This is a genomic window from Bradyrhizobium sp. USDA 4011 (assembly GCF_054063415.1).
Map to the genome: position 1 here is coordinate 787,744 of NZ_JBSSGG010000001.1, position 16,567 is coordinate 804,310.

A 16,567-nucleotide genomic window follows, 5' to 3' on the forward strand; every position below is an offset into this window, starting at 1 on the left:
TTACACTTCAGCCCAGTGGCGGATCAGGTTGTGATAAATCCCGGTCAATTTGACCGTTTCAGGGTCATCGCGGCCCAGCCGCTCCACCAGAGCCTGGATCGCAGTATCGAGATCAAAGATCAGGCTGCGCGCGTGGGCATCCCGTACCATGCTCTGCAGCCAGAAAAAAGACGCTACCCGGGTCCCCCGCGTGACCGGCGTGACCAGATGCAAGCTGGATGCAGGATAAAGTACGAGATCGCCTGCCGGCAGCTTGATTTCATGCGATCCATAGAGGTCTTCGATGACGAGTTCGCCGCCATCGTACTCCTCCGGCTCCGATAAAAACAACGTGACCGAGAGGTCGGTGCGGATCCGCAAACCCGTCAGTTTGTCGCCCCGCACCGCATTATCGACATGCAGGCCGAAATGGTGCCCGTCGCTTGCGGCGTAGCGGTTGAACAAGGGTGGAAAGATTCTGAGCGGGATCGCCGCCGAGATGAAGCGCGGGCTTGCCGACAACGCCGACAGGATCCGGTTGCCGAGCTGCCGCGCGACCTCGCTGTCGGGCGGCAGCTGCTCGTTGCGCTTGACCATCGCTGAAGCAGCCCCCGCGGTCGAGCGGCCGTCTTCCCATTCGCTGGCGTCCATGATGCGGCGGAAGTCCGCCACATCAGCCTTGCTCAATACGTTGGGAATACAGACCAGCATCTTGTGTCGCGAAGCCTCCGTCAGTAACGCGCAGACACAACCAGATACGCAGCGCGTCCCGGCGCTTCGAGCACGAACGGGGCTGCGCTCTGGTACAATGCGTCGTAGTAGCGTTTGTTGAAGATGTTGTTGACGAACAGCTTCATGGTCCAGTGCTTGTCGATCTTGGCCTCGGCAAAGGCGTCGAAGCGCCAGTAGCTCGGGATCGACGTGCCCTGGTTCGCCGCGAGCAGCGTGCCGCCATAGACCTTCGAGCGATACACCGCCTGCCCGCCCAGCTCCCACATGTCGGTGAGCTGATATTTCGTCAACATGCTGAACGACTGATGCGCGACGTTGGCGAGCGGCAGTCCGACATTGCTCGAATACAGGATCGTGTTGGCCGGCGGTGCCAACGACTTCGTCACTTCCGACTGCATCAGCACGAGGCCGCCGAACACGCTCCACTTGTCGGTGATCTTGCCGCCGACGCCGAGATCGATACCGCGAATGCGATAAGCAGCACCTGCGGTGATGCAGGACACGTTGCCGGTTGTTCCGGCCGGATAAACGCAGCCCGGGATCGCCGCGGCTGCGGTGGTGCTGTTGACGTTCTGCGCCTCGCGGGCGTTTTCCTTCTCGGTCTGGAACAACGCTGCCGTCACCAGCAAATGGCGGTCGAACAGCTCCCATTTAGTGCCGACTTCGATGGCCTTGTTGTTCTCCGGCCCGAAGATCTGGTTGTTGCCGCCGCTGAGAACCGGATTGATGCCGCCATAGGCGGTGCTGGTGCCGTCGAACTCGGCGCCGACAGGGTTGGACGAGGTCGCATACGCCGCATAGACGCTGCCATTCGGCAGCGGCTTCAACGTGAGACCTACGTTGAAGTTTGGCATCCCGAATTCGGCCGACTGCTGACCGAGCGTGCCATTCGTCGCGAACGCGGACGTGTTGATCTTGTAGTCGTCGTAACGGACGCCGCCATTGAGGATGACGAAGTCGTTGTAATTGGCGGAATCCATCACGTATCCGCTCACGGTGTCGATACCGATCTTGGTCGGTCGTCCCATGAGCGACGGGATTCCGAACGGCTGATTTGTATTGACCGGGTTGAAGACGCTGACTCCGGAGAGCGAGCCGCCCCCCGTGAAGGCCGATGTGCCGGTCGTGATCTCCGAGGCCAGGCCAGTGTAGCTGTCGATCGAAGACCGCTCGTTGTCGTATTCGACGCCGGCCGTCGTGGTGTGCTTGAACCCAAGACCGTCGACCGACTTGTAGGTCGCCTCGGTCTGGTTGGCGAACACGTCGGTGACCTGATAGCGGCTTTGCGGGTTGGTCGTGAGCGTATAGCTCGTGAACGGAGCGCCGGCGGCCAGCGTCGGCGATTCCGGCAGCGTGCCGATGTAGTTCTGGGTCGAACGCGATTCCCGGATCTTGTTGCTGATCGTCAGGTCCGGCGTGATCTGCACCTCGGCATTGATCGTGCCGATGTCCTGCCCGGTCCTGAAGAAGTCGCGGTTGACGAAGCCGTAGAAATTATTGCGGTTGACGCCGAAGTCCGGGAACGGGCCGCCGGCTGTGCTCGCGGTGCTCGGCCGGTAGTAAGGGACGCCAAAGTCCGGGATCCCGGTGAGCTCGGTATGGATGTAGTTGCCGGTGATCTTGACTGCATCGACCGGCTTCCACGTGCCGGCGACGAACGCACCATCGCGATTGTCGGTGACATAGCTGCGGCCGGCGACGCCGGCATCCTGGAACAGGCCGCCGGCGCGGATCGCCAGCGTCGGGCTGATCACCTGGTTGACATCGAGCGTCACCCGCTTGGTGCGATCGGTGCCGAACGAGGTGTCCATGTTGTAGAAGCTGTTCTCCGTCGTCGCCTGCTTGGTGACGATATTGATCGCGCCGCCGGTGGTGCCGCGGCCGGCAAAGGACGAACCCGGTCCGCGCAGGATCTCGACCTGCTCGGTGAAGAAGTTCTCGCGGACGCTGACGCCGGCATCGCGCACGCCGTCGATGAAGATATCGTTGCGCGCGTCGAAACCGCGAATGAAGAAGCGGTCGCCGAAGGCATTGCCGCCCTCGCCGGTGCCGAGCGTGACGCCGGCCGTCGACAGAATCGCCGATTTCAGCGAGGTGGCGTTCTTGTCTTCGAGCACGTCCTTGGTCAGCACCGTGACCGACTTCGGCGTGTTCAGGATCGGCTCGGGATACTTTCCCGATGCCTGCAAACGGTCGCCCTTGTACGGCGCGGCCGGATCCGCGTAGCGGTCGCGGTCAGCGGGAAGACCGCCGGCGTTTGGGAAACGGCACCGGCGCCTGCTGGGCCTGCTGATTGCTGCGGCGCGCGGCGCGGCGCAGAGCGTTGCGGGCGCGGACCTGGTCCGACGTGGGCTTTGACGTGACATGCCGCGGGCGCGCGACCGGAGCATCGACATTCACCGGCGGCAGGCTGGATTGCTGCGCCTCAGCTCCCGAAAACGACGCCACCGCGATCAGGCTGGCGACAGCGGAGACCTTCGTGGCGGAATAACCGGTATCATCAGCCGAACCGATCGCCGCATCGAAGCGCAGCGATCTCGGCGCCTTCACATTGCTCATTTCATGCACGCCCCAAAAAGCGAGTCCGTTCGCGAAATCACCGTGCGACGAACTGTCTCTTTCGGTTATCGAGCGCGCCTTTGTTTATCAATGCGATCAGCGCCACAGTCTGCTTGAATCGCCCCAATTCAAAGCGATTCTAATCTGTGGTTTGAAACCGTTCTAAACTTGAGTTTTTAAGCGTTCTAATAATGGTTCTAAATCGGTGCCGAGATGCCTCGCCGATCATTCGGCGCTTGGTGGCTTCATCAGCGAGAACAGCTCGTCGATGGTCCGCTGCGCGACTTGCCGCACGCGGTCGCTGTTCTCGAGGCCGGCGATGTTGACGCCGTTGACGACCGCTTTGATCTCGTCGCGGAAGTCGGTGAGAAAGCGCAGCGGGTCACGCTGCTCGTTGGCGACGCGCGCGATTAACCCCGTGACCAGGATCTGGCATGCCATCATGCGTCCGTTCAATTCATCCATCGCTACCCTCATCCTGTCGCATCGTCGCTGCGCGATATGAACGACATCCCGCGACGTTTCAACCGCGTCGCGCAAATTGCATCAGGTGAATGGATGGAGAGCAGGTCGCGTCGCGGCTCGCGCTATTTCGAGGCGATGTGCGCGGCATCCTCGCCGAGCGCCTTGATGCGATCCTTGACCTCGCGCAGTGTGGCGAGGCCGCTCTCGACATGTTTGTCCGATACGTCACGGAGCACGTCGCCGGCGATCGCATCGCGCAGACTGTCGAGATCGTCGACGAGGCGGCGCCCGCTCTTCGTCAGGAACAGCCGATTGGCGCGGCGATCCCGGGGATCGGGACGGCGTTCGAGCAGGCCATGTTCGACGAGGCGGTCAAGCAGCCGCACCAGCGAGATCGGCTGCAACTCGAGCACGTCGGCAAGGTCGACCTGGGACAGTCCTTCCTGCTCGCGCAGGCGGAACAGCACGATCCATCGGGCCCGCGTGGTGCCTCGCGCCTTGGCGCGATGATCGATATAGTTGCGCAGCAGCCTCGAACTCTCGACGAGTTGCGCAATGAACTGGCGTTTGAGATCGAGCGACATAGGGTCCTCGGTGGGTTTCCCAGACGGAATATTTCTGCTCGTTTCCAACCTAAACCTTTCCGAATGTTTAGGATTCTCAAGCCTTGGTGTGTTTACACATTAAGTGCACGCATATTATATCCGCAAGCTCTGTGAACCGTTTCGATCACCCTTTATTGTTACATCGAACCCAAGAGTCCGCATGTCAAAGTCACGCACCATCGGTTGGGTTTTAGTGATCGCTGCGGTCGGTGGGGCCGGTTATTTCGGCTGGCAGAAGCACATGGACAGTCAGCTGGCGGCAGAAGCCGCGCAAAAGCGTTCCGCCCAGCGTCCGGCCGTGCCGGTCAAGATCGCGCCAGTCGAGAAGGCCGACTTCCCGGTGTACTTGACCGGCCTCGGGACGGTGCAGGCATTCAACACCGTCCAGGTCCGCACCCGGGTCGATGGCCAGATCACCAGGATCGCCTTCAAGGAAGGCCAGTTCGTCAAGGCGGGCGACACGCTGGTCGAGATCGATCCGCGGCCCTATCAGGCGACCCTCGACCAGGCCAAGGCCAAAAAGGCCCAGGACGAGGCCAATATCGCCAACGCCAATCTCGACCTGCAGCGCTATACCAAGCTTGGCGAGTTCGCGACGCGCCAGCAACTCGACACCCAGCGCTCCACCGTGGCCCAGCTCACGGCCCAGCTTGCGGCCGACGACGCTGCCATCTTCAATGCCCAGACCCAGGTCGACTACGCCACCGTGAAGTCGCCGATCGACGGCATCGTCGGCCTGCGACTGGTCGATATCGGCAACATCGTCAATGCCTCGGCGGCGACCGGCATCGTGACGATCACCCAGATCGAGCCGATCACGGTGATCTTCACCGCGCCGGAAGACCAGCTGCCCGATATCAAGGCGGCACTGGCCGTTGCGCCGCCCAAGACCATCGCCCTGACCACCGATGGCAAACGGGTGCTGTCCACCGGAACCCTGGCGCTGATCAACAATCAGGTCGACACGTCAAGCGGGACTGTGCGGCTGAAGGCGGTGTTTGATAACAAGGACCATGCCCTGTGGCCGGGCCAGTCGGTTTCGACCCGGCTTCTGGTCAAAACCTTGAAGGATGCCACCGTCGTCCCGGATGACGCAGTGCAGCATGGCACCGAAGGCCTGTACGCGTATTCAGTCAATCAGTACAACAAGGCCGAGCTTCGCAAGCTCAAGGTCAGCCAGTCGATCGACGGCAGGTCGGTGATCGAGGATGGCCTGTCGCCGGGACAGCAGGTGATCACGGCGGGCCAGTACAAGGTCTCGCCGGGAACCCTGGTGACGACGGCGGTGGCGAGCACGGACCAGTCCCAGTCGAAGGTTACGCAGGAATGAGCGACGGAATTTCCGCACCGTTCATTCGCTTCCCCATCGGCACCTCGCTGCTGATGGCCGGCATCCTGTTCGTCGGCCTCGTCGCCTATCCACTGCTGCCCGTCGCGCCGCTGCCGCAAGTCGACTTCCCGACCATCCAGATCACCGCGACGCTGCCGGGCGGCAGCCCGGAGACCATGGCGAGTTCGGTCGCCCAGCCGCTGGAGCGTCAGTTCGCGCAGATTCCTGGCATCGCGCAAATGACTTCGACGAGCTATCTGGGCACGGCGTCGGTCACGATCCAGTTCGACCTCAACCGCTCAATCGACGGCGCCGCCAACGACGTACAGGCCGCCATCAACGCCGCCAGCGGCCAGTTGCCGAAGAACCTTCCCTCGCCGCCGACCTATCGGAAGGTCAATCCGGCGGACGCCCCGATCATGCTGCTGTCGGCGACATCGGACACGCTGCCGCTGACCACGGTCAGCGATTCCGTAGACGCCCAGCTTGCCCAGCAGATCAGCCAGATTTCCGGCGTCGCGCAGGTCATCATCGGCGGCCAGCAGAAGCCATCGGTTCGTGTCCAGATCGACCCGGCCAAGCTGGTCGCGAAGGGCCTGTCGCTGGAGGACGTCCGCGCCGCGATCAACATCGCAACCGTCGACAGCCCGAAGGGCAATATCGACGGGGCCACTCGCGCCTACACCATCTATGCCAACGACCAGCTGCTCACGGCAGACCCGTGGAACGACGTCATCATCGCCTACCGCAATGGCGGGCCGCTGCGCATCCGCGACATCGGCCAGGCGGTGACCGGACCCGAGGATGCCAAGCAGGCGGCCTGGGCCAACGGAAAGCGCGGCGTATTCCTCGTCATCTTCAAGCAGCCCGGCGCCAACGTCATCGACACCGTCGACAAGATCAAGGCGGCGCTGCCCCGGCTGGTCGCGGCCATTCCGCCGGCGGTCAAGATCGAGGTCATCAGCGACCGCACCACCACGATCCGCGCCGCGGTGGAGGACGTCCAGTTTACCCTGCTGCTGACCATCTTCCTGGTCGTGATGGTGATCTTTGCCTTCCTGCGCAGCTTCTGGGCCACCGTCATCCCGGCCGTGACCGTGCCACTGGCTTTGCTGGGTGCCTGCGCGCTGATGTGGATCTTCGGCTATACGCTTGACAACCTGTCGCTGATGGCGCTGACGATCGCGGTCGGCTTCGTGGTCGACGACGCCATCGTGATGCTGGAGAACATCAGCCGCTACATCGAGGAAGGCGAGAGGCCGATGGCCGCCGCCTTCAAGGGTTCCAGGGAAATCGGCTTCACCATCGTCTCGATCAGCATCTCGCTGGTAGCGGTGCTGATTCCGCTGCTGCTGATGGGCGGCATCATCGGCCGCCTGTTCCGCGAATTCGCGGTCGTGCTGGCGATGACCATCTTCGTCTCGATGTTCGTGTCGCTGACGCTGACGCCGATGATGGCCTCGCGCTTCCTGCGCGCCCACAATGAGGAACGGCACGGTCGTCTCTACAAGCTCAGCGAGCGCGGCTTCGATGCAATGCTGCGCGGCTATCAGAGCGGGCTCGACCTCGCGCTGCGCTGGAAGTTCACCACCCTGATGATCTTCTTCGCGACACTGGCGCTGTCGATCTACATGTTCGTCATCATCCCGAAGGGCTTCTTCCCTCAGCAGGACGTCGGCCTGATCACTGCGACCTCGGAGGCCAGCCAGGACATCTCGTTCGCTGAGATGAAGGGGAAGCAGGAGGAGCTCAGCAAGATCGTCATGCAGGATCCCGGCGTGGCGACGGTGGCGATGGCGATCGGCGGCAGCGGCCGGGCCGGTAACAACGGCAACATGTTCATCACGCTCAAGCCGCTGAACGAGCGCGATGCCAACGCACAGCAGATCATCGCCCGCCTGCGGCCGAAGCTGGAGAAGGTGCTCGGTGCCCGGCTGTTCATGCAGGCCGCGCAGGACGTCCGCCTCGGCGGCCGCCCGACCCGCACCCAGTTCGAGTTCACGCTGCAGGATGCCGACCTCTCCGAACTGAATCAGTGGGCGCCGAAAATCCTCTCGAAGATGCAGACGCTGCCGCAACTGCGCGACGTCGCCACCGACCAGCAGACCAACGGCACCACGGTCGAGCTGAAGATCAACCGCGACACCGCCTCGCGGTACGGCATTCAGCCGCAGCTGATCGACGACACGCTCTATGACGCGTTCGGCCAGCGCCAGGTGACGCAGTACTTCACCCAGCTCAACAGCTACCATGTCATCCTCGAGGTGCTGCCGGAGCTGCAGGGCTCGGTCGACACGCTGAACAACATCTACATCAAGTCGCCGCTGACCGGCGAACAGGTGCCGCTGTCGACCTTTGCGAAATGGACCACCGTTCCGGTGCGGCCGCTGTCGATCAGCCACCAGGGCCAGTTCCCGGCGATCACCATCTCGTTCAACCTGGCGCAGGGTGTCGCGCTCGGTCAGGCGACGGACGCGGTGCAGAAGGCGATGGTCGAGCTCGGCGCGCCGCCGACCCTGAGCTCGAGCTTCCAGGGCACCGCGCAGGCGTTCCAGCAGTCGCTATCCACCGTGCCGCTGCTGATCCTGGCGGCGCTCGTGGTCGTCTACCTGATCCTCGGCATTCTCTACGAGAGCTACATCCATCCGATCACCATTCTGTCGACGCTGCCCTCGGCCGGCGTCGGCGCACTGGCAATCCTGATGGCGGCCGGCTTCGACTTCTCGCTGATCGCGCTGATCGGCATCATCCTGCTGATCGGCATCGTGAAGAAGAACGGCATCATGATGGTCGACTTCGCGATCGCCGCCGAGCGCGATCAGCACATGGAGCCGGTGGCGGCGATCCGCCAGGCCGCCCTGCTCCGCTTCCGTCCGATCATGATGACGACGATGGCCGCGATGCTCGGCGGCGTGCCGCTGATGCTCGGAACCGGCACCGGCTCCGAAATCCGCCAGCCGCTCGGCTACGCGATGGTCGGCGGCCTGATCGTCAGCCAGGCGCTGACATTGTTCACGACGCCCGTGGTTTATCTCTATCTCGACCGGCTCTCCAACGCGTTTGCGAACTGGGGCCGCTCGCCGCGCGCCGACCACGACGCCGACGATGGCGAGGATGGATCGGTCAAGCAGGCCGCCGAGTGACTTGACTTTTGCCCGCATACCGGCACACCCGAAAGATGTTCATTTCGGAGCCGGTATCGTGAAGATTGTCGCAAAGTCGCTCTTCGTCCTGTTCGTCGTGTTCGGCCTGGCTGATCTTGGCTACGCCGAGGCCCCCAAGGGCAAGAATGCGCCCGCGCCGGTTCCGGCAGCGGCGCCCGCAGCTTCGCAGCAGGGCGACGCCGCTGCTCCCAACAACACCGGCTGGGTCGCGCGCTGCACCAGCGCGAGCCGCGACGCACCGCTCGAATGCGCGATGGAGCAGAGCGCGGTGCTCACCAAGACCGGCCAGCTCATCGTGCTGGTCAATATCCGCGTTCCCGGCGACACCCGCGCGCCGGTTGCGCTGATCCAGCTTCCGCTCGGGCTGAACCTGCCCGTCGGCGCCAAGCTGCAGGTCGACGACGGCAAGGCCGTCGATGTGCCGATCCAGACCTGCGAGGCGCGCGGCTGCTACGTCAATGCGCCGATCGCGGCCGACGTCCTGGCCCAGCTGAAGTCGGGCAAGCAGCTCAAAGTGTCGTTCCAGAATCTCGGCAAGGAAACCATCAGCATCCCGATGCCGCTCGCAGACTTCGCGACGGTGTACGACAAGATCAAGTAGCAGCGCGGAACGCTCCCCGTCATTGCGAGCGGAGCGAAGCAATCCATCGCGCCGCATAACAGAGACATGGATTGCTTCGTCGCTTCGCTCCTCGCAATGACGTGCGCCATCATCGGTGACCTATCGACTACTGCCGCGCCATCTGCGCATTTCCCACGCCGTCGCCATCGAGCTTCTGGTCGTCATGCATGACGACCGTCACCTGCAACAGCTTGCCGGTGAATTCGAACGGCGCCGCGTAGTGCGAGACCGGACTGCCGCGATCGCGGCCGATGTCGAGCCCGGACCATGAGATGAAATTGTGGAAGCCGAGCTGGGTCTGCATCGATCCCACCGGCTCACCGTCGATCGTCAGCGTGTATTCGGTGACGCCGGTCCGCGCGCCCTTGGCCGGCGGCTCCTTGCGCAGCAGCCGCTCGACATGCACACCGAGCCGCTGCGCGCCCGCTGGCACCTTGCGGCTGGAGGTGACGAGCTCATGGCCGCCGCCGACATTCAGATCGTGCACCAGAAAGCCATCTTTGATGTAGAGGCTGTAGCCCGAGGTGGCGTCGCCATGCGCGATCAGCACGCCGCTCGCGCCTCCGGCAATCTCGACATGCGCCTCGATGGTGTAGCTGCGGCTGCGGACATCAGGTGCGACATCGGTCGGCACGTGCCCCATGCCGGCATGAAAGGTGAACTTCGTCCGCGCGCCGTGAAAGCGCGCCGCGTTCTCGGCAAAGCGCGGCCCGAAACGGTCGTCGAGCGGCAGCACGTTGTGCGCCTCGGCCTCGCGCCACCACAGTTTCGTCATCTGCTCCAGACGCTCGGGTTCCTTCGCTGCGAGGTCATCGACCTCGGAGAAATCCTGATCGAGATGATACAGCTCCCATGTGTCGTTCTCGAACGGCGTGCCGGAGGGATGAAATGACACCGCCTTCCAGCCGTCCTTCCAGAGACCGCGATGGCCGAACATCTCGAAATACTGCGCCGATGACTTCGGCGGCGCCGAGGCATCGTCGATCGACCGCGCGAAGCTCTCGCCTTCGAGCGGCATCTGCGGACAGCCGGCGATCTCCGCCGGCGCTGCGACTCCGATCAGATCGAGCAGCGTCGGCGTCAGGTCGCAGGCGTGAACGAATTGATGACGCAGTTCGCCCTTGGCTCTGATGCGCTTCGGCCAGCTCATCACGAAGGGATCGCGGATACCGCCGCCATGGGTGTTCTGCTTGTAGCGCCGCAGTGGCGTGTTCGAGGCCATCGCCCAGCCGTGCGGAAAATTGGAGTGCGTGTCCGGCCCGCCGATGTCGTCGATCCGCTGCAACTTCGCCGGCAGCGGCTCGGGCCGGAAGTTGTACGGTCCCATCGCGTTGACGAAGCCGAGCGGGCCGCCCTCCTGGCTCGCGCCATTGTCGGACATCACGATGACCAGCGTGTTGTCGCGAATGCCGGCCTTGTCGAGGAAAGCGATCAGCCGCGCCAGATGCCGGTCGGCGTGGTCGAGCATGCCGGCATAGGCCGCCTGCAACCGCGTGAAGACGCGCTGCTCGTCGGCCGAATGCGCGTCCCACGCCTTCACGCCGTCGTTTCGCGCCGGCATCTGGGTGGCTTCCGGCACCAACCCCATCGCCTTCTGCCGCGCCATCCGCTGCGCGCGCTCGACGTCCCAGCCATGGGCAAAGGTTGCGTCATAGCTCTTGATGATATCGGCGGGCGCCTGATGCGGCGCGTGGCAGGCGCCGAGTGCAAGCCAGGTCAGCCACGGCGGATCGGGACGATCGGCCACGTGATCGGCGATGAAGCGGATCGACTGGTCGACCAGATCGGACGTCAGATGATAGCCGCTCTCATAAGTCCCGGGCGGGTCGATCTGGGTGTTGTCCGACACGAGCTCCGGCGCATATTGATCGGTCTCGGCGTCGAGGAAGCCGTAGAAGCGATCGAAGCCGCGGCCGAGCGGCCAGCCGTCGAACGGACCGGTGGCGCCGCTCTCGGTGAGCGGCGTGACGTGCCACTTGCCGACCATGTAGTTGCGATAGCCGTGCTGCCGCAGCATCTCGGCAAGCGTCCCCGCCTCGCGCGCGATCTTGCCGCGATAGCCGGGATAGCCGGAATCGAAATTGGCGAGGCAGCCGACGCCGACCGAATGATGGTTGCGCCCGGTGAGCAGCGCCGCACGCGTGGTCGAGCACATCGCGGTGGTGTGGAAGCCGCTATAGCGCAGGCCCTCGGCGGCGAGCCGGTCGATGGTCGGCGTCCGGATCGGTGAGCCGTAGCAGCCGAAATCGGAGAAGCCGACATCGTCGAACAGGACGACCAGAATGTTCGGCGCGCCGGCCGGCGGCTGACGCGCCTCGGGCCACCACGGCTTCGAGGTCGCAACCGTCTTGCCGATGCTGCCGCCGAACGGCGGCTTCCGATGCTCGCTCATGGCGCTCTCCCTGTCCTCGCCGCGGCTGCCCCGCCGCCCGTTCCGGCACGATGCGGCCGGATTGCTTCAAATGATAATCCGAATTATGATTATGAAAATCAGGAGACGCAAGCGCAAATGCCGCGGCTTTCGGACCAGTTCGATCTTCCCGGCGTCACCCCGTCGCGCCAGAAACGCAGCCGCGACACGACGCTGGCGCTGCTCGATGCAGGCGCCGAGCTGTTGCGGACGCGGAGCCTTGCGGAGTTGTCGATCGAGGCCTTGTGCGGCAAGGTCGGCGCCACGGTCGGCGCCTTCTACAGCCGCTTCGAGAGCAAGGAAGCCTACTTCAACGCGCTGATCGCGCTGGCGGCTCAGGACGGCGCGCGGCACCTCGCCCGGATGGACAGTCCCGCCGGCAATCTCGCGCTCGACGAACTCTGCCGCCGCCTCGTGTCGGGCGTCATCGGCTGGATCCGCGCCCATGAAGGCGTGCTGCGCGCCGCGCTCCAGCACGACGACACCAGGCCGGACAAGTGGACTGCATTCAAAGGCCTCGCGCGCGCGACCACCGAACACGCTACCCCGCTCCTGCTGCCTGCGATGGGCAAAGGTCGCAAGGCGGCGAAGACCCGCGCCATCGCCTTTGGCTTCCAGGTCGTGCTGGGCACGCTCGTCAACGCGATCCTCAACGATCCCGGCCCGCTCTCGCTCCGCGACAGGGAGATCGAGCAACGGCTGGCCGATTGCCTCGCGCTGCTGTTGAAGGCGGAGATGATTTAGCACGCCGCAGGCTTGGGCCGGCCGCTATCGCTCGCGCTTGTAAAGAAACGCGTTGTCCGACTGCGGCATGCCGATGGTCTTGTAGAACCCGATCGAGTCGGGCGCCGACAGCAACAGGCACATCGATTCAGGTCCGGCGTGACGCCGGGTTTCCGCGATCAGGCGCTTGCCGATGCCGTGCCCCTGAAATTCTCGATCGACCGCAAGGTCCGACAAATAGCAGCAATAGGCGAAATCGGTCAGCGCGCGCGAGACGCCGACGAGCCTGGTCGCCTTCCGCGCCGTCACGATCAGGTTCGCATTGGCGATCATACGCGCCATGCGGTCGGTGTCCGCCAGCGGCCGCCGCTCGCCGAGGCCCGACTGGCGCAGCACCTCGATGAACTCGTCGACGCCGATCGACGGCTCGCGGGCATAAAGAATTTCGTCCATCACCTTAAACCTCTTTCGCAAAGGACCGCACCACAGGCGTGAGACCATGGTGGATCACGCCGGGCTAATCCACCCTCGATGACGTAACGGCACACATCGCGCTACGAGCGGTCCCGCTTCAGGCGCAGGTCCGCCCGGCAAGTCGTCAGGATTTGGAGGGTGATCACGCTACCGAGGCAGATTGGCTGGGGAACCTGGATTCGAACCAAGACAAACAGAGTCAGAGTCTGTTGTGCTACCGTTACACCATTCCCCAAGAATTGTCCGTGGTATCAACAGCTTAGCTGGATGACTGGACATCTCGGTACAGCGGGTTCGACTGCCAAATCAGCGCCCGCGCGAGTGCGACCTTCTACCCGCTTGGTCCCACGCTTGGCAAGCATTGATGGCGTGGAATGGGCGTGAAAATCGCGGCCGATAGGGAGCGATCAGCATCGGCCAGAGGCGTTACATTTCAGCGAGCAGTTCAAGCAGCGCTTCGGGGCAGGCTGCAAGCAGCGCTCCAAGGCCAAATCCTACGGTGCCGAGCGCAATGGCACCAATCCAGCCGTGCCACCCCCATCCAAGGACCGCGCCCACACGCGCGGACGCGAATGGAAACGCCGCGTTTCAGGGGTTCTCCGGTCGAGGACTCTAATTTGGGTCGGCGCCGCGCGCAGCACGTTCAACCACGGCGGCATGATGCGCTCTGACAAAGCGCCGCATCATCCTAACCGCGAATTGCCCTGCCGTTGGGCCTCAATACAGCCCGCCTGTCCCCGACCGCATCACGGCGCGATCCGCGTCCGGTGAGATTCCCGGCTGCTGGGTGCCGTCGATCACGTCGGTGCCGGCGACCAATGTCGGATCATAGAACGGCGGCGCCTGGCCCGGCTTGAAGGCTTCGAGCACCACGCCGCGGTTCTGACCAGGCGTGGCGCGCAGGCCGGTCTTGGCATCGACGAGGACTAGTCGGATGCCGACCGGCTGCTTGAACGGGGTGGCGGGCTTGTCGGCCAGCGCGAGTTTCAGGAAGTCGCGCGCGATCGGCGCCGCGGTGTGGCCGGCCTGCGCGTTGCGGCCGAGCGAGCGCGGCTTGTCGTAGCCGACATAGAGACCGACCACGAGGTCCGGCGAGAAGCCGACGAACCAGAGGTCCTTGGCCTCGTTCGAGGTGCCGGTCTTGCCGGCGAGCGGCTTGCCGACGTCTTTCAGCGCGGTGCCGGTACCGGCCTGAATCACGCCCTCCATCAGCGAGGTGATCTGGTAGGCGGTCATCGCGTCGAGCACCCTTTCGCGGCGGTCGACGAGTTGCGGCTCGGGCTGGTTCTTCCAGCCTTCCGGCGCGTCGCAGCCGCGACATTCGCGCTGGTCGTGCCGGAAGATGGTGTGGCCGTAGCGGTCCTGGATGCGGTCGATCAGGGTCGGCTTCACGCGGACGCCGCCATTGGCGATCATCGAATAGGCCGTGGCCATCCGCATCACCGTGGTCTCGCCGGCGCCGAGCGCATAGGCGAGATAGTTCGGCAACTCGTCATAGACGCCGAAGCGCTTGGCATACTCGCCGATCACAGGCATGCCGATTTCCTGCGCCAGCCGCACGGTCACGGTGTTGAGCGACAGGCGGAGCGCGTTGCGCAGCGTGACCTGGCCCTGATACTTGCCGGTGGAGAAGTTTTCCGGCCGCCAAATGTTGCCCTGCCCCTGGTCGATTTCGATCGGCCCGTCGATCATCACCGTCGACCCGGTGTAGCCATTGTCGAGCGCCGTCGAATAGACGATCGGCTTGAAGGTCGAGCCGGGCTGCCGGTAGGCCTGCGTCGCCCGGTTGAACTGGCTCTGGTCGAACGAGAAGCCGCCGACCATCGCGAGCACGCGGCCGGTGTGCGGATCCATCGCCACCATCGCGCCCGACAATTCGGGGATCTGGCGCAGCCGGTACTGGCCCTCGACGGCCTTGCCGTCCTTGAACAGCGGATCGGCGTAGATGACGTCGCCGGGCTGCAACACCTGCGCCACCGATGTCGGCGTCTTGCCTTTGTAGGGGCCGGACAACGCCCTCGCCCATCGCACACCTTCCAGCGTGACGATGCCGGTCTCGCGCTGCTTGCTGATGGCGCCGCCGAGCTCGCGGCCGGGCTGGAAGCCGATGCGCGCCGACTGGTCGTTGCTCTCCAGCACCACCGCCATCCGCCACGGCGAGATGTCCGAGAGCGACTTGACCTCGGCGAGCGGCACGCCCCAGTCGCCGGTCAGGTCGAGCTTCTGGATCGCACCGCGATAGCCCTGCTGCTCGTCATAGTTCACGAGCCCCGCCACCATGGCCTTGCGCGCCATCACCTGGATCTTGGGATCGAGCGTGGTGCGGACAGAAAGGCCGCCTTCATAGAGCTTCTTCTCGCCATAGCGCTCGAAGATGTCGCGGCGGACTTCTTCGGAGAAATATTCGCCGGCGAAGGTGTGCGCGCCGTTGCTGCGGTTGGTGACGGTCAGCGGATCCTTGCGCGCCTTGTCGGCATCCGCAGCGGTGATCCAGCCGTTCTCCTGCAAGCGGTCGATCACGTAGTTGCGCCGCTCGATGGCGCGCGCACGGTTGCGCACCGGATGCAGGCTGGCCGGCATTTTCGGCAACGCCGCCAGATAGGCCGCTTCCGAGATCGTCAGTTCGTTGACGGACTTGTCGAAATAGACCAGCGAGGCCGCCGCGATGCCGTAGGCACCGAGGCCGAGGTAGATTTCGTTGAGATAGAGCTCGAGGATCTTGTCCTTGGAATAGGCCCGCTCGATTCGCATCGCCAGCAGGGCTTCCTTGATCTTGCGGGTGAACGACACCTCGTTGGTCAACAGGAAGTTCTTGGCGACCTGCTGGGTGATCGTGGAAGCACCCTGCGGACGGCGGTTGGAACCGAAGTTCTGGATGTAGGAGACGCCCGCGCGCGCCATGCCGGTATAGTCGATGCCGCCGTGCTCGTAGAAATTCTTGTCCTCGGCCGCGAGGAAGGCGTTGATCACGAGCTTCGGCACGGCTTGGATCGGCAGATAGAGCCTGCGTTCCTTGGCGAATTCGCCCAGCAGCGATCCATCAGCCGCGTGCACGCGGGTCATCACCGGCGGCTCGTAGTTCTGGAGCTGCGAATAGTCGGGCAGGTCCTTGGAAAAATGCCAGAACAGCCCTGCGACCGCGGCGAGACCAGCCAGGAACAGGATAGTTCCTGCGGTGAACAGGAACCCGAAGAACCGCAACAGAAATTTCATCGACCAGATTTTCCGTGGCGAATACGTCGCTCGTTCTGAGTGCGCTGCGTGCCACTTAGGCCGCCCGGTATATCGGTCGCACCATGGACCTGCAATTCAACACAGGAGAATTAAAGCGCGCCGGGCGTCAAACTTATGCCATAGAGCCCGGCTCGCGCGCGCAGCCAAATCAGCCCCTCCACGCTGTTCGGCCGCTCCGCTGGACTGCATCGCCCCCCAGCCTTCCATCCCTCGATTCGCCGGGCACTCGGCGGACGGCATTCCAGCAACCAACCGCCGCGCTTGCGCGGC

The 16,567-nt window shown here is 63.8% G+C and carries 10 protein-coding genes, 1 tRNA gene and 1 pseudogene; 4 read left to right on the forward strand and 8 right to left on the reverse strand.

Annotated elements, in window-relative coordinates:
- The 4 genes and pseudogenes from ACVW1C_RS03975 to ACVW1C_RS03990 form a co-directional block, all read right to left on the reverse strand.
- On the reverse strand, positions 1-690 hold the full coding sequence (locus ACVW1C_RS03975) for a Fe2+-dependent dioxygenase (protein ID WP_456757268.1): 690 nt from the start codon (positions 688-690) through the stop codon (positions 1-3).
- Positions 691-710: 20 nt separating this feature from the next.
- Positions 711-3,270: pseudogene (locus tag ACVW1C_RS03980) on the reverse strand (TonB-dependent receptor).
- Positions 3,271-3,495: 225 nt separating this feature from the next.
- Positions 3,496-3,735 (reverse strand): hypothetical protein, encoded by a 240-nt coding sequence (locus tag ACVW1C_RS03985; protein ID WP_028344615.1) that lies wholly within the window; start codon positions 3,733-3,735, stop codon positions 3,496-3,498.
- A 122-nt stretch (positions 3,736-3,857) separates the two neighbouring features.
- Positions 3,858-4,319 (reverse strand): MarR family winged helix-turn-helix transcriptional regulator, encoded by a 462-nt coding sequence (locus ACVW1C_RS03990; RefSeq protein WP_456757269.1) that lies wholly within the window; start codon positions 4,317-4,319, stop codon positions 3,858-3,860.
- Between the two features lie 181 nt (positions 4,320-4,500).
- Here ACVW1C_RS03990 and ACVW1C_RS03995 point away from each other — a divergent pair, with 181 nt between their 5' ends.
- Genes ACVW1C_RS03995 through ACVW1C_RS04005 form a run of 3 tightly spaced genes read left to right on the forward strand, consistent with a single transcriptional unit; the run spans position 4,501 to position 9,435 of the window.
- Positions 4,501-5,670, forward strand: a complete 1,170-nt coding sequence (locus ACVW1C_RS03995) for an efflux RND transporter periplasmic adaptor subunit (protein WP_456757270.1) — start codon at positions 4,501-4,503, stop codon at positions 5,668-5,670.
- Positions 5,667-8,813 carry a multidrug efflux RND transporter permease subunit gene (locus ACVW1C_RS04000; RefSeq protein WP_456757271.1) on the forward strand — a complete coding sequence of 1,049 codons (3,147 nt, stop codon included), beginning with the start codon at positions 5,667-5,669 and terminating at the stop codon, positions 8,811-8,813. Before ACVW1C_RS03995 ends, ACVW1C_RS04000 begins: the two co-directional genes overlap by 4 nt.
- Before the next feature lie 58 nt (positions 8,814-8,871).
- Positions 8,872-9,435: an invasion associated locus B family protein gene (locus tag ACVW1C_RS04005; RefSeq protein WP_456757272.1), complete on the forward strand. Its 564-nt coding sequence runs from the start codon at positions 8,872-8,874 to the stop codon at positions 9,433-9,435.
- Between the two features lie 127 nt (positions 9,436-9,562).
- Here the strand turns inward: ACVW1C_RS04005 and ACVW1C_RS04010 are convergent, their stop codons facing one another.
- Positions 9,563-11,848, reverse strand: a complete 2,286-nt coding sequence (locus ACVW1C_RS04010; RefSeq protein ID WP_456757273.1) for an arylsulfatase — start codon at positions 11,846-11,848, stop codon at positions 9,563-9,565.
- Positions 11,849-11,965: 117 nt separating this feature from the next.
- Here ACVW1C_RS04010 and ACVW1C_RS04015 point away from each other — a divergent pair, with 117 nt between their 5' ends.
- Positions 11,966-12,610: a TetR/AcrR family transcriptional regulator gene (locus ACVW1C_RS04015; protein WP_456757274.1), complete on the forward strand. Its 645-nt coding sequence runs from the start codon at positions 11,966-11,968 to the stop codon at positions 12,608-12,610.
- Positions 12,611-12,634: 24 nt separating this feature from the next.
- Here the strand turns inward: ACVW1C_RS04015 and ACVW1C_RS04020 are convergent, their stop codons facing one another.
- The 3 genes from ACVW1C_RS04020 to ACVW1C_RS04030 all read right to left on the reverse strand — a co-directional run bounded on the left by ACVW1C_RS04020 (position 12,635) and on the right by ACVW1C_RS04030 (position 16,276).
- Positions 12,635-13,042: a GNAT family N-acetyltransferase gene (locus ACVW1C_RS04020; protein WP_456757275.1), complete on the reverse strand. Its 408-nt coding sequence runs from the start codon at positions 13,040-13,042 to the stop codon at positions 12,635-12,637.
- 182 nt (positions 13,043-13,224) lie between these two features.
- Positions 13,225-13,298, reverse strand: a tRNA-Gln gene (locus ACVW1C_RS04025).
- A gap of 482 nt (positions 13,299-13,780) precedes the next feature.
- Complete coding sequence (locus tag ACVW1C_RS04030; protein ID WP_456757276.1) at positions 13,781-16,276, reverse strand: penicillin-binding protein 1A; 2,496 nt, start codon at positions 16,274-16,276, stop codon at positions 13,781-13,783.
- Positions 16,277-16,567: the final 291 nt, after the last annotated feature.

Coding starts and splice junctions, on each gene's coding strand:
- ACVW1C_RS04030 (WP_456757276.1), bottom strand. CDS start 16,276: ATGAAATTTCTGTTGCGGTTCTTCGGGTTCCTGTTCACCGCAGGAACT.
- ACVW1C_RS04015 (WP_456757274.1), top strand. CDS start 11,966: ATGCCGCGGCTTTCGGACCAGTTCGATCTTCCCGGCGTCACCCCGTCG.
- ACVW1C_RS03995 (WP_456757270.1), top strand. CDS start 4,501: ATGTCAAAGTCACGCACCATCGGTTGGGTTTTAGTGATCGCTGCGGTC.
- ACVW1C_RS03985 (WP_028344615.1), bottom strand. CDS start 3,735: ATGGATGAATTGAACGGACGCATGATGGCATGCCAGATCCTGGTCACG.
- ACVW1C_RS04020 (WP_456757275.1), bottom strand. CDS start 13,042: ATGGACGAAATTCTTTATGCCCGCGAGCCGTCGATCGGCGTCGACGAG.
- ACVW1C_RS04000 (WP_456757271.1), top strand. CDS start 5,667: ATGAGCGACGGAATTTCCGCACCGTTCATTCGCTTCCCCATCGGCACC.
- ACVW1C_RS03990 (WP_456757269.1), bottom strand. CDS start 4,319: ATGTCGCTCGATCTCAAACGCCAGTTCATTGCGCAACTCGTCGAGAGT.
- ACVW1C_RS04010 (WP_456757273.1), bottom strand. CDS start 11,848: ATGAGCGAGCATCGGAAGCCGCCGTTCGGCGGCAGCATCGGCAAGACG.
- ACVW1C_RS03975 (WP_456757268.1), bottom strand. CDS start 690: ATGCTGGTCTGTATTCCCAACGTATTGAGCAAGGCTGATGTGGCGGAC.